26 protein-coding genes are annotated in these 26,610 nt (G+C 57.1%); all 26 read right to left on the bottom strand.

The genetic code is table 11. The annotated features are described in order from the left end of the window. Window positions 1–30 precede the first annotated feature (30 nt). Window positions 31–522: a MerR family transcriptional regulator gene (locus KJS47_RS00890; protein WP_213521967.1), complete on the bottom strand. Its 492-nt coding sequence runs from the start codon at window positions 520–522 to the stop codon at window positions 31–33. Window positions 523–664: 142 nt separating this feature from the next. After that, on the bottom strand, window positions 665–1,045 hold the full coding sequence (locus KJS47_RS00885; RefSeq protein WP_213524901.1) for a YlbF/YmcA family competence regulator: 381 nt from the start codon (window positions 1,043–1,045) through the stop codon (window positions 665–667). 169 nt (window positions 1,046–1,214) lie between these two features. After that, a complete protein-coding gene (gene miaB, locus KJS47_RS00880) occupies window positions 1,215–2,696 on the bottom strand; it encodes a tRNA (N6-isopentenyl adenosine(37)-C2)-methylthiotransferase MiaB (RefSeq protein WP_213524900.1) in 1,482 nt (493 codons plus the stop codon). A 234-nt stretch (window positions 2,697–2,930) separates the two neighbouring features. After that, window positions 2,931–3,797, bottom strand: coding sequence for a 2-oxoacid:ferredoxin oxidoreductase subunit beta (locus KJS47_RS00875; RefSeq protein ID WP_213521965.1), 867 nt, complete (start codon window positions 3,795–3,797; stop codon window positions 2,931–2,933). Further along, a complete protein-coding gene (locus KJS47_RS00870; RefSeq protein ID WP_213521963.1) occupies window positions 3,785–5,530 on the bottom strand; it encodes a 2-oxoacid:acceptor oxidoreductase subunit alpha in 1,746 nt (581 codons plus the stop codon). The genes KJS47_RS00875 and KJS47_RS00870 overlap by 13 nt, the downstream gene beginning before the upstream one ends. Before the next feature lie 223 nt (window positions 5,531–5,753). Beyond that, complete coding sequence (locus KJS47_RS00865; RefSeq protein ID WP_213521961.1) at window positions 5,754–6,698, bottom strand: dipeptidase; 945 nt, start codon at window positions 6,696–6,698, stop codon at window positions 5,754–5,756. Window positions 6,699–6,770: 72 nt separating this feature from the next. Continuing rightward, window positions 6,771–7,031 (bottom strand): stage V sporulation protein S, encoded by a 261-nt coding sequence (locus KJS47_RS00860; RefSeq protein ID WP_005550495.1) that lies wholly within the window; start codon window positions 7,029–7,031, stop codon window positions 6,771–6,773. 117 nt (window positions 7,032–7,148) lie between these two features. After that, a complete protein-coding gene (locus KJS47_RS00855; protein WP_213524899.1) occupies window positions 7,149–7,940 on the bottom strand; it encodes a TIGR00282 family metallophosphoesterase in 792 nt (263 codons plus the stop codon). A gap of 73 nt (window positions 7,941–8,013) precedes the next feature. Continuing rightward, window positions 8,014–9,558, bottom strand: a complete 1,545-nt coding sequence (gene rny / locus KJS47_RS00850) for a ribonuclease Y (protein ID WP_213521959.1) — start codon at window positions 9,556–9,558, stop codon at window positions 8,014–8,016. Between the two features lie 417 nt (window positions 9,559–9,975). After that, complete coding sequence (locus KJS47_RS00845) at window positions 9,976–10,641, bottom strand: RecX family transcriptional regulator (RefSeq protein WP_213521957.1); 666 nt, start codon at window positions 10,639–10,641, stop codon at window positions 9,976–9,978. A gap of 130 nt (window positions 10,642–10,771) precedes the next feature. Beyond that, window positions 10,772–11,827, bottom strand: a complete 1,056-nt coding sequence (gene recA / locus KJS47_RS00840) for a recombinase RecA (RefSeq protein ID WP_213521955.1) — start codon at window positions 11,825–11,827, stop codon at window positions 10,772–10,774. Between the two features lie 212 nt (window positions 11,828–12,039). Continuing rightward, window positions 12,040–13,296, bottom strand: a complete 1,257-nt coding sequence (locus KJS47_RS00835; RefSeq protein ID WP_213521953.1) for a competence/damage-inducible protein A — start codon at window positions 13,294–13,296, stop codon at window positions 12,040–12,042. Window positions 13,297–13,331: 35 nt separating this feature from the next. Continuing rightward, a complete protein-coding gene (pgsA, locus tag KJS47_RS00830) occupies window positions 13,332–13,913 on the bottom strand; it encodes a CDP-diacylglycerol--glycerol-3-phosphate 3-phosphatidyltransferase (RefSeq protein ID WP_213521950.1) in 582 nt (193 codons plus the stop codon). Next, on the bottom strand, window positions 13,910–15,238 hold the full coding sequence (gene rimO / locus KJS47_RS00825; protein WP_213521948.1) for a 30S ribosomal protein S12 methylthiotransferase RimO: 1,329 nt from the start codon (window positions 15,236–15,238) through the stop codon (window positions 13,910–13,912). The genes pgsA and rimO overlap by 4 nt, the downstream gene beginning before the upstream one ends. Before the next feature lie 134 nt (window positions 15,239–15,372). Next, complete coding sequence (locus KJS47_RS00820; protein ID WP_213521946.1) at window positions 15,373–15,864, bottom strand: YajQ family cyclic di-GMP-binding protein; 492 nt, start codon at window positions 15,862–15,864, stop codon at window positions 15,373–15,375. 105 nt (window positions 15,865–15,969) lie between these two features. Then, window positions 15,970–16,164: a hypothetical protein gene (locus KJS47_RS00815; protein WP_213521944.1), complete on the bottom strand. Its 195-nt coding sequence runs from the start codon at window positions 16,162–16,164 to the stop codon at window positions 15,970–15,972. 76 nt (window positions 16,165–16,240) lie between these two features. Next, window positions 16,241–17,188, bottom strand: coding sequence for a helix-turn-helix domain-containing protein (locus KJS47_RS00810; protein WP_213521942.1), 948 nt, complete (start codon window positions 17,186–17,188; stop codon window positions 16,241–16,243). A 33-nt stretch (window positions 17,189–17,221) separates the two neighbouring features. Continuing rightward, window positions 17,222–17,986 (bottom strand): DUF3388 domain-containing protein, encoded by a 765-nt coding sequence (locus KJS47_RS00805; protein WP_213521940.1) that lies wholly within the window; start codon window positions 17,984–17,986, stop codon window positions 17,222–17,224. A 157-nt stretch (window positions 17,987–18,143) separates the two neighbouring features. Continuing rightward, window positions 18,144–18,401, bottom strand: coding sequence for a DUF3243 domain-containing protein (locus KJS47_RS00800; protein WP_213521938.1), 258 nt, complete (start codon window positions 18,399–18,401; stop codon window positions 18,144–18,146). A gap of 105 nt (window positions 18,402–18,506) precedes the next feature. After that, window positions 18,507–19,259, bottom strand: a complete 753-nt coding sequence (gene ymfI / locus KJS47_RS00795) for an elongation factor P 5-aminopentanone reductase (protein ID WP_213521936.1) — start codon at window positions 19,257–19,259, stop codon at window positions 18,507–18,509. Beyond that, window positions 19,256–20,542, bottom strand: a complete 1,287-nt coding sequence (gene yfmH / locus KJS47_RS00790; protein ID WP_213521934.1) for an EF-P 5-aminopentanol modification-associated protein YfmH — start codon at window positions 20,540–20,542, stop codon at window positions 19,256–19,258. The genes ymfI and yfmH overlap by 4 nt, the downstream gene beginning before the upstream one ends. Beyond that, window positions 20,523–21,827 (bottom strand): EF-P 5-aminopentanol modification-associated protein YfmF, encoded by a 1,305-nt coding sequence (gene yfmF, locus KJS47_RS00785; RefSeq protein WP_213521932.1) that lies wholly within the window; start codon window positions 21,825–21,827, stop codon window positions 20,523–20,525. Before yfmF ends, yfmH begins: the two co-directional genes overlap by 20 nt. A 154-nt stretch (window positions 21,828–21,981) precedes the next feature. Continuing rightward, a complete protein-coding gene (gene sleB / locus KJS47_RS00780; protein ID WP_213521930.1) occupies window positions 21,982–22,731 on the bottom strand; it encodes a spore cortex-lytic enzyme in 750 nt (249 codons plus the stop codon). Between the two features lie 239 nt (window positions 22,732–22,970). Beyond that, the gene (locus KJS47_RS00775) at window positions 22,971–25,415 is read right to left on the bottom strand and encodes an FtsK/SpoIIIE family DNA translocase (protein ID WP_213521928.1); all 2,445 of its coding nucleotides are present in this window, start codon (window positions 25,413–25,415) and stop codon (window positions 22,971–22,973) included. Between the two features lie 65 nt (window positions 25,416–25,480). Then, complete coding sequence (locus KJS47_RS00770; RefSeq protein ID WP_249716016.1) at window positions 25,481–25,702, bottom strand: YlzJ-like family protein; 222 nt, start codon at window positions 25,700–25,702, stop codon at window positions 25,481–25,483. After that, on the bottom strand, window positions 25,699–26,514 hold the full coding sequence (locus KJS47_RS00765) for a ClpP family protease (RefSeq protein WP_374706945.1): 816 nt from the start codon (window positions 26,512–26,514) through the stop codon (window positions 25,699–25,701). Before KJS47_RS00765 ends, KJS47_RS00770 begins: the two co-directional genes overlap by 4 nt. Window positions 26,515–26,610 lie beyond the last annotated feature (96 nt).

Below are 26,610 nucleotides of genomic sequence, written 5' to 3'. Positions count from 1 at the left end.
GGGTCCTCCGTGATGGAGGACATGTCTGCGTTATTCGGCCGATTCCGTTTGCTCCTGCGGTCTCTCCGGTTGGTTCCTCGTGGGCTCCTCTTTCACGCCGCTGGCCTCCATTGCAGCCTCCAGCCGACGCAGCAGTGCCGTCATTTCCTGCTTGAACCGTTCCATCTTCTCCAGCTTGGTCCCAATCAGCGCCAACTGCTCCTCCAGCTCATGCTTCATGGCGAACCACTCCTGCGCTTCGGCCTCCCGTTCCGACGAGGCCTCTCCCGCGGTCTCGTTCTCAAAGCGAAGTACGCTCTCCCGCGTCGCAAGATATTGCTGCAGCTCTTGGAGAGAATAGCCGAGCACGTTGCGGGCATCTAGGATCCGCTGCAGCTTCTCGACATCTTCCTCCGTATACAGACGGATCCCTCCTTCGCTGCGCTGCGGCGGCTGGATCAAGTTAATCTCTTCATAGAACCGAATCGTCCGCTTCGTCAGGCCGGTTCGTTTCGCGACTTCCTCTATTTTTAGTCGTGCCATGCCGCTCCCCCTTTTCCTTTTCCCATTATGGCAAACCTCATCGGTCACTTCAACTTGCGGCCGGCTCGCATAAAAAAGAATCCCGCCGCCCAGCACAACCGGGCAGGACGGGATTCCCGAGAGAACCGCTTCCGTCTGACATCTATTCCAGCTCGATTTTCTCGGATACCGTGTCTCTCACGATGCCCATTACGAGCTGCAGCAGGTAGTTAATATCCGATTGCGACTGTTGGAATTCGCTGACGATCGGAACGCTGTCCAGTTCGTTTTGCAGCGCTTCGATCTCCGCTTCGATCTTTTTCACCATCTCGGGATTGTCGAACGATTCGAAGGCGACTGCTTCCTTCTGCTTTTTCTTAATCTGCTTGATCAGGTTCTGCACATGCTCGCTGCTTTTGATTTGAAGCTCCGCCCGCTTGTAGAATTGCACTTCCTCCGAAGTGGTGAGCAATTGGGCAAGCTCCTCCGCTTTCTTGAGAATATCTTCCCTGACCAGCAGGTCCTTGGTGTTGTAGTGCTCCATTGTCGAGCACGGCGACCCATGAGGATGGTCATGCCCATGATGGTCGTGCGCGTGTTCCTGCGTTCCTTGCCCCTGGTTCCGATCGATCTCTTGGCTCATCTTCTCTTCAACCTCTCTATCGTTGTCATCCCTCACGGGAATCTATCTACTTGCTGCTTGCCGGATTCGGCTATATCGCCTGCTTTGCGCCTTCCGGCTGCTCGACCAGCTCGCCTTTTACAAGCCATGTCTGTGTTTCGGTAATCTTCACATCCACGATCCGGCCGATCAGCTCGCGCGAACCGCGGAAGTGGACGAGCTTGTTGGTTCGCGTTCGGGCGGACAGCACGTCGGGGTTGTTCTTGCTTTCTCCCTCGACGAGCACGTCCACGACCTGGCCTTGCATCCGCTCGTTGCTTTGCCGGCTCAGCTCCGCCATGACATCGTTCAGCCTTCTCAGCCGGTCGCGCTTGACCTCGGCCGGTACGTTGTCCTCCATCGAGGCGGCAGGCGTGCCTTCTCTTGGAGAATAGATAAACGTGAAAGCGGAGTCGAATTGCACCTCACGGACTAGCGAGAGCGTCTCCTCGAACTGCTCCTCGGTCTCTCCAGGGAATCCGACGATAATGTCCGTCGTCAGGATGGCGTCCGGGATTGCCCGCTTGATTTTGCCGACAAGCTCCAGGTACCGCTCCCGCGTATATTTCCGGCTCATCCGCTTCAGTACTTCGGTGCTGCCCGACTGGACGGGCAGGTGGATATGCTCCATCAGATTGCCCTTCCGGCTCAGCACCTCGATCAGCCGATCGTCAAAATCACGCGGATGCGACGTGGTGAACCGGATGCGCGGAACATCGATCTTGCTGATATCGTCCATCAGATCGCCGAACGTGTAGTCCAGATCCTCAAAGTCCTTGCCGTACGCATTGACGTTCTGTCCGAGCAGCGTAATCTCCTGGAAGCCGCGTCTGGCCAGATCGCGGACCTCCGCGAGCACGTCCTGCGGCCTCCGGCTGCGCTCCTTGCCACGCGTATAGGGCACGATGCAGTACGTACAGAACTTGTCGCAGCCGTACATAATGTTGACCCATGCCCGCATTCCTTCCCGCTTCTTCGGCAGATTCTCGATGATGTCGCCTTCCTTGGACCATACCTCGACGACCATCTCCTTGCTGAAGAACGCCTCCTGCAAGAGCTGAGGCAGGCGGTGGATGTTGTGCGTGCCGAAGATCAGATCCACGAAGGGATGCTTCTGGGAGATGCGCTGGACGACCGATTCCTCCTGCGACATGCAGCCGCATACGCCGAGAACGAGAGAAGGACGCTCCGCCTTCAACGCCTTCAGATGCCCGAGCTCTCCGAATACCTTGTCCTCGGCATTCTCCCGGATGGCACACGTATTGAGCAGGATAACGTCCGCCTGCTGCTTGTCTTCCGTCGCCCGGTAGCCCATCATCTCAAGCATGCCCTTCATCGTTTCCGTATCATGCTCGTTCATCTGGCAGCCGTACGTCCGGATCATATAGAATTTCCCCTCGCCCAATCCGCGCATCTCCGGGGGAATCTCGAATTCATAATGGACTTGTATCTCTTCCTTGCCGCGTTTCTTCGCATCGGCCAGAGAAGGGGGCTGGAAGTATTGCGAGTAATCCTTCTCGGCTTTGCCGTTCATCTTTGCCATTAAGAAACCCTCACCTCTTCAAATCTCATAGCCTACATTATAGCACTTGGAGCGGATAGAACACAAAAGGTTTTCCCACCGCTCTCCCGCTTCCACGCCGTACTAGCCGGCCTGCAGCCCGCAAGCGAGCGAACCAGATCTTGGGCGGGGGATAAGCCCCTGGTCCGCCAAAACAAAAAGGAGCTTGCGGATCACTTCCGCAAGCTCCCTACGCGCAAGGGGCGTTTACTTGAACTCGGTCAGCAGCTTGTCGAACTGCTCGCTTGTAATCTTGATGTCTTGAAGAGCAATCGGCTCTTCCTTGAACCCGGTCACGAGATTTTCGTAGCTCGTTCTCGTCTTGTCCTGGTAGATGAGACCGGTCAGCATCCCATTCGTTTCCATCAGCTTGGACATCGCCAATGCCCGGTTGGACGGATCGTAGCCTTCCATTTCCTCCAGATTGACGATATTCTCCTTGAACCAGTCGTACGTATTCACCTTGTTGAAGGTGACGCACGGGCTGAAGACGTTGATGAGCGAGAAGCCGTCATGCTTGATGCCCTCTTCAATAAGCGTCGTCAACTGCTTCAGGTTGCTGGAGAACGATTGGGCCACGAAGGTGGCGCCGGCGGCAAGTGCAAGCTCCAGAGGAGCGACAGCCGTCTCGATCGAGCCGTGAGGAGCGTTTTTCGTCTTGAAGCCCTCCGCGCTTCGCGGGGACGGCTGGCCTTTGGTCAGCCCGTAGATCTGGTTGTCCATGACGATATACGTCACGTTGATGTTGCGGCGGATGGCATGGACCGTATGCCCCATCCCGATGGCGAAGCCGTCACCGTCGCCGCCTGCCGCGATGACGGTCAGGTCCCGGTTGGCCATCTTGAGCCCTTGGGCGATCGGGAGCGAACGGCCATGCACGCCATGGAAGCCGTACGCGTTAATATAGCCGGAAATCCGTCCGGAGCAGCCGATCCCGGATACGATGGCCAGCTGCTCGGGCTCTAGGCCTACGTTCGCTGCCGCCCGCTGGATGGCCGCCTGGATGGAGAAGTCCCCGCATCCCGGGCACCAGTTAGGCTTAACGTTATTCCGGAAGTCTTTTAATGTTGCCATGCGATCAGCCCCTTGCATTCTTTATGGATTTCCGAAGGTAAGAACGGGTTTCCGTTGTATTTGAGTACGCTGTGGAGCTTGTCGCTGCCTCCGGCATGAAGCTTGATGAGCGAGGCTAGCTGGGCGGTGGCGTTGTTCTCCACCACGACGATTTTCTTGGCCTTGTCGATGTAAGGCTTGAGCTGCTCGCCCGGGAACGGATGGAGCAGACGAATGGTCAAGTGGTTCGTCTTGATCCCGTCCTTCGCGAGCCGGCCGCGGGCCTCGTCGATCGTCCCCCCGGTGGAACCCATTCCGATAATGAGAAGATCCGGCTCCTCGTGCGGCGCATCCGCATGGAACGGAGCATCGAAATCGAGCGCCTTCAGCTTGCCGAGACGCTTCTCCATCATGTTCTTGCGCACGACCGGGCTCTCCGAAGGCCGTCCGTCCGTACCGTGCTCGACGCCGGTCACGTGGTGAATGCCGTTCTTCACGCCCGGCAGGACGCGCGGAGAGATGCCGGAATCGGTCAGCTCGTACCGCTGAAACAGGGAACCGTCCTCGCGCGGCTCGACCTCGGACACCAGAGCTCCACGCTCGATGACAATCTTGTTGTAGTCGAGCGGCTCGGCGGATTGCTTACCCAGGCTCAGCTGCAGGTCGGTCATGACGATAACCGGACACTGGTATTTCTCAGCCAGGTTGAACGCCTGGATCATGTCATAGAAGCATTCCTCTACCGTGCTCGGCGCGATGACGATCTTCGGAATCTCGCCGTGCGTGCCGTAGATCATTGCATTCACGTCGGACTGCTCAATCTTGGTCGGCAGTCCGGTCGACGGGCCGCCGCGCTGCGTATCGACGATGACAACCGGCGTCTCGGTCATGCCGGCGAGACCGATCGCCTCCATCATGAGTGACAAGCCGGGCCCGGCCGATGCGGTCATCGCCCGCGCTCCGCCGTAGTTGGCGCCGATCGCCATCGTGATGGCCGCAATCTCGTCCTCTGTCTGGATGACGGTGCCGCCGAACTTGGGCAGCGCCTTGATCAGGTACTCCATAATCTCGGAGGCTGGCGTGATCGGGTAAGCAGGCATGAAGCGGCAGCCGGCAGCCAGAGCGCCGAGCGCTATGGCGTCGTTGCCGATCATGAACAGCTTCTGCTTGCCGTCGGCAGGCGCCAGCTGGAAGTCAACGAGCGGCCCTCCGGCGCTGTCCAGAACAAACTGGGCGCCGCGGCTGACCGCCTCAACGTTCTTCTCCACGACCGCAGCTCCCTTGCGGCCGAATTCCTCCTCAACCGCCTTGTTGAACACGTCCATCGGAAGGCCGAGCAGCGCCCAGGACGCTCCCGAGGCGACCATGTTCTTCATCAGCGAGGTGCCGAGCTCTTCCGCGATCGCGGTAATCGGAACGGGGAACAGGCGGGCGTTGACTCCTTCCGGAACGACCGGATTGAATTTGGCGTCCGCTACGATGACTCCGTTCTCGCGCAGCTCGGCTGCGTTCACATCTATGCTTTCCTGGTCGAACGCGACCAGGATATCGAGATCGTCCGAGATGGCTCTCATCGGTTTCGTGCTGATCCGAATCTTGTTATTCGTATGCCCGCCCTTAATCCGCGAAGAAAAATGGCGGTAGCCGTACAAATAATACCCAAGCCGGTTCAGGGCCGTCGAGAAAATACGGTCGGTACTCTCTACCCCTTCCCCCTGCTGGCCCCCAATCTTCCAAGACAACTGTTCAATCATCTGGACATCTCCTTTTAGCTCATCACTGTGCTACAACATCGAATCGTAAAAATGCATGCCGAATCAAAAGAAATTGGCGTTTATAAAAATATTATGTCACCATATATGAAAATGCAAGACCTGATCCCAATTTTGAAACATAGAGTTTTTCGCTGGCTTTGGTCCCGAAGAGAGAGGAATGCCAAGGGAAGCTTGCAATGCCCACGATCCGCCTGTTCCGGCTTCAACCTTCGGGCAGCTCGCGGAGCAAGTAGTCCTCCCAATGGCCTCCGAACAGTCCTATCACAAACGACTCCTTGTAATGCTTTAGGAGCTCCTCGTACAGCTGCGGATAACAGCCCGCATGCTCCAGTCCCGGCAGCTTCCAGTCCGCCCCCATCCCGTCGAAATCCGAGCCGAGTCCCAGGACACCTGAGCCGCCAAGACTGCCGATGTGATCGATGTGACGCAGCAAATCGCGGATCTGCGGCTCCTCCGGCCGGACGAACGGTCCGACGAAGGTGAGGCCGATTCTCCCGCCCCGCTGTACGATTGCCTGGATCTGAGAATCTCGCAGATTGCGGGGATGCGGACATATGGCATACGCATTGGAGTGAGAAGCGAGAAACGGCCGGTCCGTCAGCTCGAGCAGCTCCCAGAACCCCCGCTCCGACAGATGCGAGACGTCCAGCAGCAGGCCCAGTCTGTCGCATTCGGCGATCAGCTGCTTGCCCTTCACCGTGAAGCCGCCGTTCCGCGGCTCCATCGCTCCGTCGGCGGCCCAGTTGGCCGGGTTCCAGGTGACGCCGACGCTGCGGACGCCGAGCGTGTGCAGCAGTCCGATCAGCTCCACCTCGCCCGCCAGCCCGTCCACGCCTTCCAGCGTGAGCAGAGCCCCTATGCGGCCCGACTGCCGGGTGGCCAGCAGCTCCTGTCTTGTCCGAACGGCCTGTATACCCGGATGGGACAGAACCTTCGCTTCAAATAGACGGATATACCGCAGAATCGTTTCGATATTCAGAAGACTTGGCTGACTGGGCAGCCAGATCGCAAAAAACTGCAGCGTCATGCCAGCTTTCTGGAGCCGTTCACAGCTCGTATCGATATCTGGGTGCGGCTGGTCGAACGAAGCGTCCGGATACAGGAAGAACTTGTACAGCAGGTCGCAATGGCTGTCTATAGTCTTCATGCATGCCCCCATTTCGCAGCAAAAAACCTGTCTACAGCGTAAACAGGCTCTTTGCTAAACTGCTTGCTTTATTTATCGAGGCTCAACTATCAGCTTGATCGCCGTTCGATCCTCACCATCGATCACAATATCGGTAAAGGCGGGGACACAAATCAAATCCACTCCACTAGGAGCAACAAACCCTCTAGCGATGGCCACCGCTTTGATCGCCTGGTTCAACGCGCCCGCTCCAATCGCCTGAAGCTCGGCAGCTCCCCGTTCACGAAGTACACCGGCCAACGCACCAGCAACGGAATTTGGATTGGATTTTGCTGAAACTTTTAATACTTCCATAGAAAGTACCCTCCTCAGGAATGATGGATTGGATTCCAGTACCCATCTTATTCGAGAGGTTTCCTAATAATTCCTGCCAGTTCCGGTCGAAAATTTGTAAGATACGGAATGTTTCGACTATTCCATAATAACCTGATCTTCATCCCGCCGAATTAGCTTCACCTGCTTGCAGCGTCCTGTCGCCTCGTCCAGGTCGAAGAAGACACCGTGGAAATGCCATTTTCCTTCGTCAACAACGAACCGAACCGGCAGCTGGGTTTTGAATTTGCGAAGCACCGCCTCGCGCTCCATGCCCAGGATGCCGTCGCGCGGCCCTACCATGCCGACATCGGTGACGTATCCTGTTCCCTGCGGAAGAATCCGCTCATCGTTGCTCTGCACATGCGTGTGGGTTCCGACTACCGCCGAGACCCGCCCGTCCAGATGCCAGCCCATGGCGATCTTTTCGGACGTCGCTTCGGCATGGAAGTCGACCAGCACGAATTTGTGCTTCCGGCTTTGCTGGACCAGCTCGTCGGCTTTGACGAACGGGCAATCGAGCGGCGGAAGGAAGGTGCGGCCTTGCAAGTTGATGATAACCAGCTCCTTGCCGTTCGCTTTGATCGTCGTCATGCCCCGGCCCGGCGTGCCTTCCGGGAAATTGGCGGGACGCACCATTCTAGGCTCATCGTCAATAAAAGTGAAGATATCCTTGTTGTCCCATGTGTGATTCCCCATGGTGATTCCGTGGACTCCCATCTCAAACAAATCATGGGCGATTTGCTTCGTGATGCCTCGACCCGCGGCGGCATTCTCCGCGTTCGCAATAATGATGTCCGGCCGATAAGTTTGTTTGATGCGCGACATGTTGAGCTTCATCGCCTTGCGGCCAACGGAGCCAACGATGTCTCCTATAAATACCAATCTGATGGTAATCCCTCCTGCCTTACCCTAAACTATACGCAAAAAGTGGCTGTTTTAGCCACTTTTTGCGGGATTCCGGTTACTTCGCGTACTCGACCGCCCGCGTTTCGCGGATGACCGTGACTTTGATGTGACCCGGATAATCCAGTTCGTTTTCGATTTTTTTCGTAATGTCTCGCGCGAGACGGAATGCTTCCGTATCGTCGACCTTTTCGGGCTGTACCATGACGCGAATCTCGCGTCCGGCTTGGATCGCGTAAGACTTCTCCACGCCTTCGAACGATTCGGAGATCTCTTCGAGCTTCTCGAGTCGTTTGATATACGTTTCCAGCGTCTCCCGACGTGCTCCCGGCCTTGCCGCCGACAGGGCATCTGCCGCCCCTACCAGCATGGCAATGACCGAAGTCGCCTCGCAGTCACCGTGGTGGGATGCGATACTGTTGATGACGACCGGATGTTCCTTGTACTTTTTTGCAAGCTCTACGCCGATTTCGACGTGGGAGCCTTCCACTTCATGGTCCAGCGCTTTGCCGATATCATGCAGCAGGCCGGCCCGTTTCGCCAAAGTTACATCTTCTCCCAGTTCCCCTGCCATAAGACCAGCCAGATAGGCGACTTCCATCGAGTGCTTCAGTACGTTCTGTCCGTAGCTCGTCCGGAATTTCAACCGTCCCAGAATCTTGATCAGATCCGGGTGCAGGCCATGCACACCGGTCTCAAAGGTCGCCTGCTCGCCGTATTCGCGAATGCGTTCATCCACTTCCTTGCGGGATTTCTCTACCATCTCCTCGATGCGGGCAGGATGGATGCGTCCATCGGCTACCAGCTTCTCAAGAGCGGTGCGGGCAATCTCTCTTCGGATCGGGTCAAACCCGGACAAGATGACGGCTTCCGGCGTATCGTCGATAATCAGATCGATCCCCGTCAGCGTCTCCAGCGCGCGGATATTGCGGCCCTCACGGCCGATAATCCGGCCCTTCATCTCTTCGTTAGGGAGTGACACGACGGATACGGTCGTTTCGGCTACATGATCGGCAGCACAGCGTTGGATGGCGAGGGTGATGATCTCTCTTGCCTTCTTGTCCCCTTCTTCCTTCGCCTGATGCTCGATCTCCTTGATTAACTGGGCAGTTTCGTGGCGGACCTCCTGCTCGACTCCGGTGAGAATAATGGTTCTCGCTTCGTCCATCGTCAGATTGGAGATCCTCTCCAGCTCAGCAACCTGATCTTTGTACATCTGGTCGATCTGCGCCTGCGTCTCGTCGATCCGCTTTTCCTTGCTCGCGATCTGCTCTTCCTTGCGTTCGAGCTGCTCGAGCTTCTTGTCCAGCGTCTCTTCCTTCTGCTGCAGGCGGCGCTCCTGACGCTGCGTTTCGTTGCGTCGGTCGCGAATGTCTTTGTCGGCTTCGGCGCGCAATTTATGAATATCGTCCTTGGCTTCCAAGACCGCTTCTTTCCTCTTCGCTTCCGCTTCCTTTTTTGCATTCTCGATTATCTGTTCGGCAGCATCTTCCGCACTCTTGATCTTGGCTTCAGCTAGCGATTTGCGGATCATATAGCCAATCCCTGCGCCTAGAAGAAGACCAACAACGAGTGCGATAACTCCCGAGATGATCCATTCCATCTTGTTCACCTCCTCGTTGATTCTCCAAGGGATTAGCTTGGGACTCAATTCGTCTCATTTCATTATTCAGTTCATGGGTAGTACCGCTCGCGAATCGCGGTTTCGTAAAGAAGAAAGCTCCGGCAGTAGGAAGCTTTCTTGCGATTCGCGAAATTGAATTGTGCCGTTGCGGAATGCTTGCACTATTCAAACTTTTCTTAGGCAGAAAGAAAGTAAATTTGGCGGTTTTACTTTCTTCGCTCTTTATCGGTTGGGGAAACAGATAAAGAATGGTAAGAAAATATACATGATCATTTTATCTTTCTATAAATTATCTTGTCAAGCTAAGGAAGCTCGGATTCCCGCTTGGGAGGCGACTTCCGAAGCATTCACCGACCCTTTTAGCCATCTGGGCTGCCCTTGTCCCCATGAAGCCTGCTAACTCTCCTCCCACTCTTCGTCCGGAGCCAATCCCAGTTCCCGAAGAACCCGGCTTACGATCTCCATCGGATATCCTCTCCGAAGGAGAAACGCCCCTGTCTTGTTCCGTCTTTCCCTGGCTTCCCCTTTCGTTTGCTTCCACTTTTTCTGTCCGAGCTCGAGAGCGTGGCCATATTCCATCTCGGGATCGATATCGGAGAGCGCTTCCTGGATCTCCTCTTTGGAAACGCCCCGCTGGGCAAGCTCCTGCTGGACCCAGCGCCGTCCCTTCTTCTGCAGATGGATTCGGTTTTCCGTCCAAAAGGACGCGAATTGGCGGTCATCCACATACCGCTGCTCGGTGAGCTTGTCGATCGTGACCGAGATGACGCCTTCCTCATACCCCTTCTGCTTGAGCTTTTCTCTAAGCTCTTTGCCTGTATGGGGCCGCCGGCCGATCATCCGAATCGCTTCGAGATAGGCCCGATGCTTCTCATCCTCTACGAGAATAGCCTGCAGCCCTTCCTCCTCGACTTCCGCCCCCTTGAACAGCCGGTGCTTCAGGAGCAGGTCCTCGTGCACCGAGAAGGCGTACGTGCCGTTCAAATGGATGTTAAACCGGTGCTTGTTCCGTTTCTGCTGCTCGACCAGCGTGACGATCTGGGGGGTTGGCTCTTGTTCCATCTGCTCGCCACTCCTTTCCGCTCTTCGTTATGCATGTGCTGACCCGATGTGCTATCCGGCTGCCAAAGCATTCCAGCTCTTCATACGAAAAGGAAGCACCTTGAGACAAGGTGCTTCCTTGGCATTCCGCTTATTGTTCCAGAGAAAGGAGGAACTCCTTATCTTCTTCATCCTCAGGATCGTCCGTTTCGGAAATTCTCGGCGTCAGATCGCACGATTGCCGAATCTTCTTCTCGATTGTCTCGGAGATTTGCGGGTTATCCTTAAGGAATTGCTTGGCGTTCTCGCGTCCCTGACCGAGACGCTCGTTCTCGAACGAATACCAAGCCCCGCTCTTGTCTACGATATCCATCTCCGTCCCGATATCGATGATGCTGCCTTCCTTGGAGATCCCTTCCCCGTACATGATGTCGATGTCCGCCTGCTTGAACGGCGGGGCGACCTTGTTCTTGACGACCTTGATCCGGGTCCGGTTACCGATCATGTCGTTGCCTTGCTTCAGCGTCTCGACGCGGCGAACGTCCAGCCGGACTGTCGAGTAGAACTTAAGCGCACGTCCGCCGGGCGTAACCTCCGGATTGCCGAACATGACGCCAACCTTCTCCCGAAGCTGGTTGATGAAGATGGCGATAACCTTCGATTTGTTGATCGCCCCGGAAAGCTTCCGCAGCGCCTGCGACATGAGACGCGCCTGCAGACCGACGTGGGAATCGCCCATTTCCCCCTCGATCTCGGCCTTCGGAACGAGTGCCGCAACCGAGTCGATAACGATGATGTCGACGGCGCCGCTGCGAACGAGCGCTTCGGCGATCTCTAGCGCCTGCTCTCCGGTATCTGGCTGAGAGAGCAGGAGTTCGTCTATGTTAATGCCCAGTTTCTTCGCGTAGGTTGGATCCAAGGCGTGCTCGGCATCGATAAACGCCGCTTGCCCGCCGGTCTTCTGTACTTCGGCAATGGCATGGAGCGCGACGGTCGTCTTACCGGACGATTCCGGGCCGTATACCTCGATGATGCGGCCTCTCGGAAAGCCCCCGATGCCAAGAGCGATATCGAGCGCCAGCGATCCGCTGGAGACGGTCTCCACTTGCATATGAGTGGATTCGCCAAGCTTCATGATGGAGCCTTTCCCGAATTGTTTCTCTATATTACGCAATGCCATTTCTAACGCTGCACGCCGATCTGACAATCCAATCACTTCCTTCTATGATTATAGTTCTATGATACCCTTTTTTGGACACGCTGCCAAGCATTTTTTCGAACATACATTCGTTTTTTTTGTTCCTGGCGGCAGAGAGCGGCAACAAAAAACCGCGACAAAAGAGAACTCTCTTGTCGCGGTGCTTCCGCTTATTCGATAAGTTAATTGTACCTCAACGGCGAGAGAATGGCAACAGCCGTCTAGTTGGCCTGTTCCGCCAGCCGCCGCCAGAGATGGTACAGTGCAGCCTTGGCAGACTTCCACTTGACGGATTCGCGGTTGCCCCACTGCTGCGTCTTGATAACGACAGTCTCCCGGCCGCGCTGGGCGAGTCCAAGGTAGACGAGGCCGACCGGCTTGCCCTCCGAGGGCGAGGGACCGGCCACGCCTGTGACGGACACACCATAATCGGTGCCGAGCCGCGAGAGGACCCCCTCCGCCATCGCACGGGCCGTCTCCTCGCTGACCGCCCCCGGAGCGTCCTCGCCCTCCAGCAGCTCCATCGGCACGCCCAGCATGGCGTGCTTCACGGCATTCGTATACGAGACGATTCCTCCGGCCAGCACGCTCGAGCTGTCCGGCACGTTCGTGAGCAGATCGCTCAGCAGGCCGCCCGTACAGCTCTCCGCGAATGCAAGAGTCTCTCCCCGCTCCTTCAGCAGCCGGTAGATGGTCTGCTCGATCGGAATCTCCTCGTCCGCATAAAGATACTCCCCGAGTCTCGAGGCGATTTCCTGCTGAGTCGGATCGAGCTTGCCGTCCGCTTCCTGCTTGTCGTTCGCCTGGGTCGTGAGGCGGATCGTCACCTCGCCTTCCTTGGCGTACGGAGCGATCGTCGGATCGTTCTGCCCCTCGATCAGATCGAGCAGCTTGGCCTCGAGCGCGGATTCGCCGATGCCAGCGAACTTGAGCATCCGCGAATAGAGCCGGCCGCCGCTGCCCATTTGGGACGCCAGCCACTGACTGCCGTATCGCTCGAACATCGGCTTCATCTCTTTAGGGGGACCTGGGAGCAGCAGATAATGCGTTCCCTCGTGCGTCAGCGCTACCCCGACGGCAAGCCCGGTATCGTTCGGCAGCGGATCGCTTCCTTCGAGCATGAGCGCCTGCCGTTTGTTGCTCTCTACCATTGGCGTTCCCCGCGACTGGAAGAGCGACGTCATGTAGGCAAGCGAAGGCTCGTGCATGACGAGCCCCCTTCCCGTATAGGCAGCCAGCACATCCTTCGTCATATCATCCTGTGTCGGTCCAAGACCGCCCGTACAGATGACGACGTCGGCCCGCCCCCGGGCGATCTCAAGCGATTGCGTCAGCCGCTCGGCATTGTCGCCCACGACCGTCTGAAAATAGACATGCACGCCCATCGCCGCGCATTGCCCTGCGAGAAACTGGGCGTTCGTGTTGACAATCTGGCCAAGCAGCAGCTCGGTCCCTACCGCGATGATTTCCGCTTTCACCGGAGTGCCTCCTCATTCTTCCGAATATGCTGCATTCAAGCGTTCGATACGTCGAGCACGTGCTTATTCTTCACGAAATAGTTAATGCCCGAATAGACCGTGATGAGCGCCGCGAGCCAGCTGGCAATCTCGTCGAACGGGATGTTGATGAACGTGAACGGGAAGTTGTTGAGCAGAAGGGCGATAATGGCGGTAATTTGGATCGCCGTCTTCCACTTGCCCCACTTGTCCGCCGCCAGCGCCTGGCCCTGCAGTGCTGCAATCTGGCGCAGCCCCGTTACCGCGAATTCGCGGCTGATGATGACGATGGCGATCCAGGCGTGCAGCTTGCCCATTTCGACGAGCGAGACGAGCACGGCCGAGACGAGCAGCTTGTCGGCGAGCGGATCGAGCAGCTTGCCGAGATTGGTCACGAGCTTCCTCTTCCTGGCGATATAGCCGTCCAAACTGTCCGTGCTGGCGGCTATGATGAAGATCAGCACGGCGATGATCTGGTTGTAGGTAATGCTGAACGACTCGATCCGGATATGCGGAAATTTGAGCTGGATCAGCAGAAAAAAGACGATGATCGGCACGAGAAAGATGCGGGCTAGCGTAATTTTGTTGGCCAGATTCATGCAATGGCCTCCCCGGACAGATCGTACTCGAGCGAATGTGAAATCTTGACGTTTGCGATCTCTCCGATTCCGACATTGCATTTGCTCACGAACACCTCGCCGTCAATCTCCGGCGCATCATACTGCGACCGGCCGATGTAGACGTCGTTGCGGCCGTCGTACCGTTCGATCAGCACTTGCAGCTCTTGGCCGATCCGCTTGCCGTTCAGCTTGTTCGAGATTTGGCGCTGAACCTCCATGAGCGTGTTGGCCCGGTATTCCTTGACCTCCTCTGGCAGCTGGTCCGGCAGACGGGAGGCTGGTGTATCCTCCTCCATGGAGTACGTGAAGACCCCGAGCCGGTCGAATTCTAATTCCTTGACGAACGCGACAAGGTTCTCGAAGTCTTCCTCCGTTTCTCCAGGGAACCCGACGATGATCGAGGTACGGAGCGCCACGTCCGGAATGCGGGCACGGATTTTGCGGACGAGCTCGCGCGTATCGCGCTGCCGGCCGGGTCTTCTCATCCGTTTCAGGATGGAATCCTCGCTGTGCTGCAGAGGCATGTCGATATATTTGCAAATCTTGGGGTTGCTTGCTATCGTCTCGATCAGCTCGTCCGTGAAGAAGCCGGGGTAGGCGTAGTGCAGCCGCACCCATTCGATGCCCGGCACCTCGCTCACTTTGTTCATGAGCGTCGGCAGCATGAAGCCGTCGTACAGGTCCGTGCCGTAGTTGGTCGAGTCCTGCGCAATCAGACTGATCTCCTTGACGCCCTGCTCCGCGAGACGTGCGCATTCGTCCAGAATGGACTCCATGCTCCGGCTGCGGAATTTGCCGCGCATCATCGGAATGCTGCAGAACGTACAGGCGTTGTCGCAGCCCTCCGCAATCTTGACGTAAGCGGTATAGCGGGGTGTCTCGAGCCGGCGGGGCAGCGCCTGCTCATAATTGAAGACCGGGTTGCCTACCAATACCGGTCTCTTGCCGGCAAGCGCCTTGTCGACGATATCGGTGATCTTGTCAAAGTCACCCGTTCCGACTATGCCGTCGATCTCGGGCATTTCCTCCATCAACAGTTCCTTATAGCGCTGCGTCAGACAGCCGGATACGATCAGCGCCTTAAGCTGCGCCGTCTTCTTCAGATCGGCCATATCCAGAATCGTATTCACCGATTCTTCCTTCGCCGCGTCGATAAAGCCGCATGTATTGACAATAATGACCGTTGCTTCTTCCTTGTCTTGTACCAGTTGATAGCCTCTCGCATCGATCAGGCCGGACATTATCTCGGAATCGACCAAGTTTTTCTCACAGCCGAGCGTGACTACTTTCACTTTCTCCGTCATGGAATAAGCTCCTCCAGTAATGTTCAAACGTTCATTTCTTTTCCCAAGTATAATATATGTAAGAATCGGGTGTCAAAAATGCAAAACCCTTGTCCGTACGGCCAAAAAAGCCGTTGGGCAAGGGTGGCGGTCCATTAACGGAAGTTCACGAACTGAAGCTCCAGCGGCAGGTCTGCCTGCTTGAGCATCTGGATAATCTTCTGTAGATCGTCGCGGTTCTTGCCCGAGACGCGCATCTGATCGCCCTGGATCTGGCTTTGTACCTTGAGCTTGGTGTTCTTGATCAACGTATTGATTTTTTTGGCGTTCTCCTGATCGATGCCCTGCTTCAGAGAGAACGTCTGCTTGACGGTACTCTGGGCAGCCGGCTCCACCTTGCCGTATTCCAGATTTTTGAGCGAGATGCCGCGCTTGGACATCTTTGCCAGCAGAATGTCGAGCACGTTCTGAAGCTTGAAGTCATCGTCCGAGACCAGAACGATGCTGTCTTTTTCCAGCTTGATGCTGCTCTTGCTGCCCTTGAAGTCGAACCGGTTTTCGATCTCCTTCTCGGCTTGGTGAATTGCGTTCGTCAGCTCGTTCATATCGACCTTCGAAGTAATGTCAAAGGAATTGTCTGCTGCCATCGATAAGGCACATCCTTTCTCTCTTTTCTATATGAAACACTTCCTAACTAGTATAGCTTGCCACACACATAGGGAAGCATCGCGACGGATGCCTCCCTGCTAACTCTAGCTGTCCTGCTTGTTCGTTTGATTGTCCGCCTGGGCCTGCTGCCGTTCGGGCGAGCGCAGCATGTCGAGGCAGCCAAGCAAAACATGCGCCAATCCAAATCCGAACAACCCGTACCCCCAGTTGACCGGCATCAGGCTCCAGCCGAGCAGGCTGACCGCCGCACCGAGGCCGATGAGTATCCAGCTGACCAACGTGATCCCTCTATTCCTTTATGGACTAGTATCAGCATTGCCAGCGGAAGCGGGTTTCAATCCCGGGTCTAGTGCCTTAACGGCCCGTAGAGGCAGGAGGCGTAGTTGTCTGGCCCGCAGAAGTCCCGGAGGAGGTGCCTCCTTCGGCTGTCGCCGAATCGAACTGGAACCGTTTGACGTTCAGGGCGTCGCCGACCGGAACCGGCGTCCCGTTCACTTTGAGCTCGATGGCGCTTGCTGCGCCGAGGACGACATACGCGGAGCCGGTCAGCTCCCACGACTTGGTCGTCCCCTTGGTCAGGTTGCCCTGCTCCACCAGCTTGTTGCGGGGAGAATCGACCTCGATCCAGCACTTCTCTCCGACTACGGTCATCTCGACCGTAATCTTGTCCGTACCGTTAACCGTGTAATAATCGGTTCCCTTCTCGTCCGTGCGGACCAGCTGCACCATGCTCGAGGGTGTCGGAGTCGGCGTAGGGGTCGGCGTTGGAGTCGGAGTGGGCGTTGCGGCCTGGCCGCTTCCCTGCTTGCCGTCTCCACCCGGAGCCGGCGTCCCGCTGCCGCCGATGTCCGAGCTGGACTTCGCGGTGATGCGTTCCCCGCTCCCGGCCGACGTATCCGTCGGATCCTTCGGATCGTTATATGTACTCACGAAATAATAAATTAGAACAAGAATCAGAATAAGGAACGACCAGAGCATGATGCCCGTCGCCCACTTGCCCATTCCTTCCGAGCTCTTGGTCGATGCCCGGCTTCGTCTCACCGGCTCGACCGCGGGCTCCGGCTCGGGAGCCGGCAGTACGTTGCGGTACATCCGCAGCAGCTCATTCGGATCGAGGCCTACCGCCTCGGCATAGCTTTTAATGAAGGCTCTAACGTAAAAATTGCCGGGAAGCACCTTGAAGTTGCCTTCCTCAATCGCTTCCAGATATCGTTTGCGGATCTTAGTGGAATCCTGCAGGTCGTCCAGCGAAATTCCCTTAGCGATCCGCTCTTTTTTCAGCAGTTGGCCAAGCTCGTGCACACAAGTTCACCTCCCTTGCTCGTTCGCAATTGATTAAAAATCGTCCAGCGCGGTCGTAAACTTCTCATAAGAGATTTCTTCGTCCGGCGTGTTGCGCAGTTCGACGATGATGTCGAAATCGTTGTAGTCATAGCGCGATTCCCGCACAAAGATATCGGGGTGCTCAATGACCTTGGTGCTGTTCATTGCCATGATCTCCTGCAGAAGCATATGGTGCTTCTCGTTCGAGCGCAGTGTCGAGACGATGCCGTCGATAATGAAAACGTTATTCGGGTTCATCTCATCCTCGGACAGCTGGCTGCGAACCGTCTGGCGTAGAAGGGTCGACGAAACGAATGCCCAACGCTTGTTCGAGCAGACGCTGCCCGCAATGATCGATTCCGTCTTGCCGACGCGCGGCATCCCGCGCAGACCGATGACCTGGTTCCCTTCTCTCTTAAACACTTCTCCGAGAAAATCAACCAGCAGGCCGAGCTCGTCTCTCGTGAACCGAAACGTTTTGCGGTCGTCCGAATCCCGCTCGATATAGCGTCCGTGACGTACGGCAAGAATATCGACCAGCTTCGGCGGACGCAGCGCGTTGATCGTAATATTGTCGACCTTCTTGAGCAGCTTGCCCATGATCTCGATTTTTTCGTCGTCGGGCGTCTGCAGGAGCATGCCGCGCGTGCGGTCCTCCACCCCGTTAATCGTAATGATGTTGATATCCAGCATCCCCATCATGGAGGCAATATCACCAAGGAGCCCGGGTCTGTTTTTATGTATTTTGTACTCCATGTACCACTGCTTCATCTCCAAACCCTTCCCCTCATCCCTCTCGTTAAGTTCCGCCCTTCCTCCCCATTATTCTACATAATTCGTCAGGAGGCTTCCACTCTTTTGGACAAAAAACATTCCCCTCTAGTATAGCATGGTCGCAAAAGAAAAACCTCCCGTGAAGGAGGCATTTTCCTTGCTATTTGGATTGTCCGACCCAACGGATCATGAGGCGGGCGATCGTCTTGCGCTCGTCCTCGTTGCCAACGTCCCACAGCTCCTTCAGAACGCGCTCTTCATTGTTCTTCGGATCGATCTTGTCGGCCAGAAAACCGCCGATCTCGTAGGCGAGCTTGGAGATCGTCTCTTCACTCATGCCCGATTGCTCGGCTTTGCCGACGCGCTCGGCGAGGAATTCCTTCCATTTGTCAAACGATTTAAGCACAGTCGTGTCCATTCACGGTTCCTCCTTTAAAGGTATCGGCCTACATAAGTAGGGTTTGCAATCCCCGCACGGGGTATGCGCCCTCCTGCCCGGAGAGAAACCGGAAAAACCAGTCAATCACGTCAGCCATCCTCCGTTCGGGCTGATGATCTGACCCGTCAGATAGCCGGATTCGGGAAGTGCCAAAAAATAAACAAGCGACGCCACCTCGGACGGCTCGGCGAACCGCCCTGCCGGGATTTCTTCTGCGATTGCCCTCCGCTCCTGCTCGTCGAAGCCCGCCATCATCTCGGTTGCTACCGCCCCGGGCGCCACCGCGTTCACTGTAATCCCCGAAGGCGCAAGCTCCTTGGCCAGCGCCTTGGTGAAGGCATGAACGGCCCCCTTGCTGGCAGAATAGACGGCTTCGCAAGAAGCGCCGGCATTACCCCAGACCGAAGATATATTGATAATCCGGCCATACTTGTTCCGGACCATGGCCTCCATGAATGTCTGCGCCACCAAAAAGGTGCCCTTGGCATTCACCGCCATGACCCGGTCCCAATCGGCTTCGGACAAATCGGCGACCATTCCGTAATGGGCGATTCCCGCGCTGTTCACCACGATATCCGGCGGAAAGCCGTACCGGTCGAGACGCTCCTTCATGGCAAGCAGCTGTTCCCTGCTGGCGACGTCCGCCTGCGCGGTCAGAACCTGCGCTCCATGCGCCGCGCAGCGTCTGGCCACCTCGTTGGCCGCTTCGTGACCTTCCCTGTAATGGACGACCACCCGAAGGCCGGCTTGGGCGAACCGTTCGGCCACCGCGGCTCCGATTCCGCGGCTCGCTCCCGTCACGAGCACGGTCTGCTCGGGAAACGGTTTGCCCGTCATGATTCCTGCGCGCTGACGATGGAGACAGCCAGCCGGTCCCAGCGGAAATGGTCGCGCAGCCGACGGTTCGCTTCCTCGAGCGTCAGCTCCCCATAGAGGGACAGGCAGTCGAACAGATCGATACCCCGAAAGGCATATGTCGTGTACGTGTTGGCCACCGCCTCCGTCGAATTGAGCATCCGCAGGAAGCCGCCGATCTTCTTTTTGCGGCTCCGCTCGAAGTCCTCAGCCGCCAGTCCGCTTGCGATCACCGGCTCGAGCAGCTCGCGGAACCGGACGAGCAGACGGTCCGGGTCGGGGGTGTCCCCGCCCAGAACGGAAAAGCGGCATTCCTGCGATGCATTATAATCGAAGCCGAAGCTGTCGGAGATCAGCTCTTCCTCGTACAGCGTCTGGTATAGATCCGAGCTCGGACCGAACAGCGCATCCAGCATGACCTCGGTCAGCACCTCTTGGCGAAGCAGCTGGGCAGCGTCGATCGGTCCCGTACCTTCCTTGAAACCGAACAGGCACTTAGGCTCCGATACCGGAAGGCGGAACCGCTTGACCGGTTCGCATACGCTGTCCGGCTCCTCCGGATAGAACCGCTCAATCGGCCCCTGGGGTTCAAACGTTTTGCCCGCCTGGTTGCGGCGGATAAGGGCAAGCAAGTTGTCAGGATCGATCCCGCCCGCTATGAACAGCCCCATGTTGCTGGGGTGGTAAAAGGTACGGTAGCACGTGTAAAGCGTTTCTTTCGTAATCTGCGCGATAGATTCGATCGTTCCGGCGATGTCGATCCGGATGGGATGGCGGTGGAACATCGCCTCGAGCAGCCCGTAATAGACGCGGAAATCGGGATGGTCGTCGTACATCTTGATCTCCTGCCCGATGATTCCTTTCTCCTTCTCGACATTCTCGTCCGTGAAATAAGGGTTCTGCACGAAGTCTAGCAGTGTGGTGACGTTCTCCTCGATTCGGTCGGTCGCCGAGAACAGGTACAGCGTCCGGTCGAAGCTTGTGAACGCATTGGCGCTGGCTCCCTGCTCGGCAAAGGTTGCGAAAATGTCGCCGGTCGGCTCTTCGAACATTTTGTGCTCGAGAAAGTGGGCGATTCCGTCTGGAACGTCCTGGATTTGCCCGTCGCCCACCCGGAATCGGTTATCCACCGAGCCGTACCGGGTTGAGAAGGTCGCATAGGTTTTCTGAAAGCCCGGCTTCGGCAGGAGATAGACCTTCAGCCCGTTCTCCAGCGTTTCGGTGTACAGCGTTTCCTTCAGCTGCTTATACTCCCGCACTTGCATCGGTTTCCCCTCCTTCCCCGTTCGTCAAGAAATAAATCGTATCCAGCTCGACCTGTTCCGCCACAGCCCGAATCGCGTCCGTCCCGGTCTCTTCGACCGCCGCAATCAGCGATGCCACAGTCCGTTCGCGGCCGGACAGCACATTATTGAAATCAAAGCCGATCATCTCAAAGGCCGAATCCTCAATTTCTCGAAGCTGATTGGCGATCATCGCCTTCGTCTGCTGAAGCTCAAGCGAATCGATATCGCCCCTCTTCATCGCTTCCAGCTGCGCGAGAATGATGGAAACCGCTTTGTCGTAATTGGCGAATTCGATGCCCGATTGAATCGTCAATATCCCTTTGTGTCCGTCCAGGCTGGACGAGGCGTAATAGGCCAGACTCTCCTTCTCCCGCACGTTCAGGAACAGCTTGGAGTGGGCGTAGCCGCCGAGGACGCCGTTGTACAGCAGAGCGGCGGGATACCGCTCGTCTCCGTACGTGATACCGGTCCGCAGTCCCATGTTCAGCTTGCCCTGGTTGACCTCGAGCCGGTCCACCGCTTTTTTGACAGGCCTTGCGATAGGCGAGACGGGCGAGGGGACATAGCCGGCCCGCTCGCCGCCAGCTAAGCCGAATGCTTCCCGGACGAGCGATTCCGCTTCCTCCACCGTCGTGTTGCCGACTATGTAGAGATCGAGCGGAGACGTACGGAGCCATTCCCGGTAATGCTCGAACAGCGACTCGGGAGATATGCCCTCGATCTCCTCAGCCCTGCCCAGCGGATGCAGCCGGTAGGGATCGTCTTCAAACATGACTTCCAGACAACGCTCCGCGGCATAACGCATTTTGTCGTTGCCAACCGCCTCGATCCGGCGGCGCAGAGTCTGCTTCTCGGCTTCCACATAATGCGGGACGAGCCGGCCGTTCTCCTGCGCCGGCCGCTGCAGCACCTCGCCCAGAAAAGCGAGAGCCTGCTTCAGCATAGAAGCGGATCCTTCCGCAAACCGGTCGTCGATCGTATCCGTACGGAATTGCACGAGCTGGTAGTTCCCGCGCTTGTAGATATCGAACCCGAAGCCGGCTCCGTACAGGTCGTCGAGCCGCGCCCGGACCTGCTTGGTCTCGGGGAGCGATTCCGTTCCGCGGCGGAGCACGAAGGGCACGAGCGCCGTAGGCGTCACGTTCCCTTCTTTGAGCGGGGTGCCCAAATAGACACTGATGGCGTAGGTCTTGAAGCGGTCCGTCGGCAGAACATGCAGCCGGATTCCGTTCACGTTCGAGCGGTGAAAGCTTGCTGGTCTCATACCGCGCATGCCCCTTTCTTTGTTGATGGATGTTGGGTCGCTTGCTGGGAACCTTAAACCGATTCCATTATATTCCCTGGAAAAGCGAAGAAGCAACCGAAGCCGGGAACTGCTCCTGCAGGGGGCTTGACGGTTGCTTCTTCTTGCCGCGCGGTTACTTACAGAAGATATGCTTGCCGATCGTTTTCACCTGCGGCCGGGTCCAGATCCATTTGGAGGTCGCTGTCTCCGGGTTGAAGTAATACAGGCAGCCGCCTGTCGGGTCCATACCGTTGATAGCGTCCAGCACCGCTTTGCGTGCTCTTTCGTTCGGCGTCAGCCAGATTTGGCCGTCGGCGACCGCCGTGAAGGCGCCCGGCTGGAAGATAACGCCCGAGATGGTATTCGGAAAACTCGGCGATCGAAGCCGGTTGAGAATGACCGCGGCAACCGCAATCTGTCCGACATACGGCTCTCCGCGGGATTCGCCGTAAACGGCATTGGCCATTAGCTTGATATCCTCCTCGGACAGGCCTCCGCGGGATGCGGCAGTCATATTGCCGGTTGGAGAGGGGGCCGCGTTTACAGGAGCTTTTGGAGCGGACGGCTTCCAGGCTTTGGTGGCCTCCCACAGCTTGAGTTTGGTCTTGCCCCCTACAATGCCGTCGATCTTTAATCCGAACTCGCTCTGGAACCACTTGACCGACTTGAGCGTCCGGTAGCCGAAGTCTCCGTCAATCTCGCCGGTGTAAAAGCCGAGGAATTTCAGTCGGCCTTGAAGCTCGTAAACATCTCCGCCCGTCGATCCATAGGCGACATCCGTTTTGCTGAAGACGGGCTCGCTCTTGGGATGGGGCTTCAGCTCCAGCCCGGCGATTAGCACCGCGATGAGAGTAACGGTAATCAAAAGCAACCGCTTGTTCATCAGGTTGTTCCCCTTTCCATTGAGAAGTTTCTCGTGGTTGGGGATTATTATTTGATTCGGAATGTTCTTCTATGCAAGGGAGGCCACGCGGCTTCGGCTGCCAAACGCTTCCGTTTGACGCAATGCCTTGCAGCTATAGGGGCAGTACAATCTGCGAGAATGGAGCCAGAGAAACGCCGCAAGCCGCCGGAAGATCGCCCGGCGGCTTGCTTTGTGGAATGATTCTCTGTATGCGTTTGTTACATGCCGACTTTGGTCTGGTGAAACTGCTCCGGCGAGACCAATACTTCCCTGGGCTTGCTGCCCTCGTAAGGACCGACGACGCCCTTCGCCTCCATCGTGTCGATGAGACGGGCAGCACGCGTATACCCGATCCGCATGCGGCGCTGCAGCAGAGAAACCGAGGCCTGCTTAGCCTCGACGATGATTTGCACCGCCTGGTCGTACAGCTCATCCTCGAACACTTCAGCCGCCTCCGCCTGCTCGTCGACCTCCGGAACCAGCTCTTCCCGGTACTGGGCCTTCTCCTGCTCGCTGCAGAAGGAAACGACCGCCTCTACCTCCTGGTCGGACAGGAACGCCCCTTGCACGCGCAGAGGCTTGGACGCCCCTACCGGCATGAACAGCATGTCGCCGCGGCCGAGCAGCTTCTCGGCTCCCACCATATCGAGGATCGTCCGCGAATCGACCTGGGACGAGACGCCAAAGGCGATGCGGGAAGGGATGTTTGCCTTAATAACGCCTGTGATGACATCAACGGACGGCCGCTGGGTGGCAATGATCAGGTGGATACCTGCCGCGCGCGCCATCTGGGCGAGCCGGCAGATGGAATCCTCCACGTCTCCGGCGGCGACCATCATCAGATCGGCCAGCTCATCCACGATGACGACGATCAAGGGAAGCGGCTCTCCGCCATCCGGCTGGCCGGCCAGCATGGCGTTGTAGCCCTCGATATTCCGGGTGCCGCTCTTGGAGAACAGCTCGTAGCGCTTCTCCATCTCCACTACGATCTTCTTCAGGGCGAGGGATGCCCTGCGGGGATCGGTCACGACCGGCGCCAGCAGATGAGGGATGCCGTTGTAGACGTTCAGCTCCACCATTTTGGGATCGACCATCAGGAACTTGACTTCATCCGGCTTGGCCTTGAACAGGATGCTGGAGATGATTCCGTTGATGCAGACGGATTTGCCGGAGCCGGTGGCGCCCGCAACAAGCAAGTGGGGCATCTTCGCCAGATTGGCGACGATCGGCTGCCCCGCAATGTCTCTTCCGAGCGCGACCGACAGCTTCGCGTTGGCATCGTGGAACGCAGTGCTCTCCATCACCTCGCGCAACGTAACGGTCGACACCTCCGTGTTGGGCACCTCGATGCCGATCGCGGACTTGCCCGGGATGGGGGCTTCCATCCGGATATCCTTGGCCGCCAAGGCTAGCGCGATGTCGTCAGTCAGGCTCACGATCCGGCTGACCTTGACTCCTACGTCCGGCTGGATCTCATAACGGGTGACGGCCGGTCCCCTTACCACTTCGAGCACCTTGGCACGTACGCCGAAGCTTTCAAGCGTCGTCTCCAACTTCCGGGCGTTTGCCTTGTAATCGTTCAGATCACTGCCTTTGCCAACGCCAACCGGCTTGCTGAGAAGGCCCAAATCCGGAAGCCGGTAAGGCTTGTCCGGACGCTCAGCATGGTGCTGGAAGGTCAGCTCTTCGCCATCCTCTTCCGCCGCCTCCTGCTTCTTTGGCTTGGCAGGCTCTATTGTGGGTGCCGCTGCCGCTTCCGAATGGTCCATGAAGTCCCGAATGAACGGAATGGCTTCCTCCGTTTCTTCTTTCTCTAGCAGGTGCTCGGCTGGATTGACCTGCTTCTCCGGCTTGTCCTTCTTCGAGGAAAGCAGCTGAACGAGAACCGATTTCTTCTTGTCCTCCGTACCGGCTGCCGCCGGCACGCCGACCACTGGCCCATCGTCCTCCGCAAACTCCGGGTCAACCAGCTCGGAGGCAGCCGGCCTGCGCAGTTTCTTACCGGACGGGACGTCCTTATGTACGAGCTTCTTGCCCCCTGCGCCGTGCAGCTTCTTCTTCCAAGCTTCCTTCCAGCTCTTCAGCCGTTCATCCAGCTTCCGTCCACCGTCAACGAACGAGAACCCGGTGAAGAGAATGAAGCCTGCCGCCAGCAGCGCATAGACAATGAGCTTGGATCCTAGCACTCCGAACAAAAAATACAAACCGGCATAAAGGAACGCTCCGATCATGCCCCCTCCGACCTGCTTGTTCAGAATCCCGCTTGCTTCTTCCCCCGGCGACAGCCCATCCAGCATCCGGTGCCAAGTCTCCGCAATAATGAACCCCGGCGAGATGGTCTGGCCGGGATCCACGAGCTTGAACATGGACATGTGATTGAGGATGATGAACGCCGCAAAAATAAGCATCAGACTTGTTTTTCGCGGCGTCCACCGCCTCGGCCACGCCCGGTTGATCATAACGAACAAGGCGACATAGATAAAGATCAGAGGGATGACGAAATCCAGCACCCCTACGAGAAAACGGAACAAATACGTCAATGCCCGGGCAACGGAGCCTTCCCGCGACAAGGCGATAATGGACAGGATCAGGATGGCGATTCCGTACAGCTCGTATTTAACGGAGATCTTCAATCCTTTGGATTTCTTTTTGCCTTTTGCCAAAACCAGCCACCCCCACGCCCATCATTATAGCATATTGCTTAGGGTGACAACAGAACGTATGTCCGTCATTCCTCGGCACGAAAAGACAGGATCTTCCCAGGCTGCAGCGCCGGATTGAGGTAGTCCTCCAGCCGGCCGCTGTACAGACGGACGATTCTGGCCTGATCGGGTCCCATTCGCTCCACCTGCATCTGGACACCGCCGTAACGAATGTCTTCATAAGAATAGACTGTGTCCTCCATGCCCTGAAGGACGAGATCGAGCGGAATCGTCGAATGGATCATCATTGGATCGTCACTTCCTGATTCATCTGCTGCTTGCGGGCGGCCATCATTTCGTTCAGCTTCTGAATCGCGTCGCCTACCCCTCCGATCTGATCGATCAGCCCGAAGCGCACGGCGTCCTGGCCGACCACGGTCGTCCCGATATCGCGCGTCAACTCCCCGGTTTTGAACATGAGCTCCTTGACCTTCTGCTCCTCAATGTTCGAATGCCGCGTGATGAACTGAATGATACGCTCTTGCATCTTGTCCATATACTCGAACGTCTGTGGAACCCCGATAATGAGCCCGTTCAGACGGATCGGGTGAATCGTCATCGTCGCCGTTTCGGCAATGATGGAATAATTGGCGGACACCGCGATCGGTACTCCGATGCTGTGACCTCCGCCGAGCACGAGCGTTACGGTAGGCTTCGTTATCGTCGCGATCATCTCGGCGATCGCCAGTCCCGCCTCCACGTCTCCTCCTACGGTGTTCAGGATGATCAATACCCCTTCGATCTTCGGGTTCTGCTCCGCCGCCACCAGCTGGGGTATGAGATGCTCGTACTTCGTCGTTTTGTTCTGAGGAGGCAGAATCATATGGCCTTCGATCTGGCCGATAATCGAGAGGCAGAATACATTGCTCTCCGGCACCGGCGCCGTTGCGATCTGACCGAGCTGCTGGATCGTTTCGAGCGGGGTCGCCTTCTTAGGTTCCTCCTGGGGCTGGGCTTCCTGGCGGTAAGACATGGGCCGGTTCGCCGGCAGAGCCGGGGTTGTGCGATAGGGAACATCCGGCTGCTGGGGGCTAAAAGGCTGATTCGGGTCGTACGTCATGCTGCATCCTCCTCACAATTCTGGTTGAAGCTGTCTCTAGTATGGATCTCGGCTGGGTATCCCATTCTTCGCCTGCGGTTGCAACCGGACGGCGGC

This window comes from Paenibacillus sp. J31TS4 (assembly GCF_018403265.1).
In the GTDB taxonomy this organism is placed as follows: domain Bacteria; phylum Bacillota; class Bacilli; order Paenibacillales; family NBRC-103111; genus J31TS4.
This window is presented reverse-complemented; position numbering and strand designations above follow the sequence as displayed.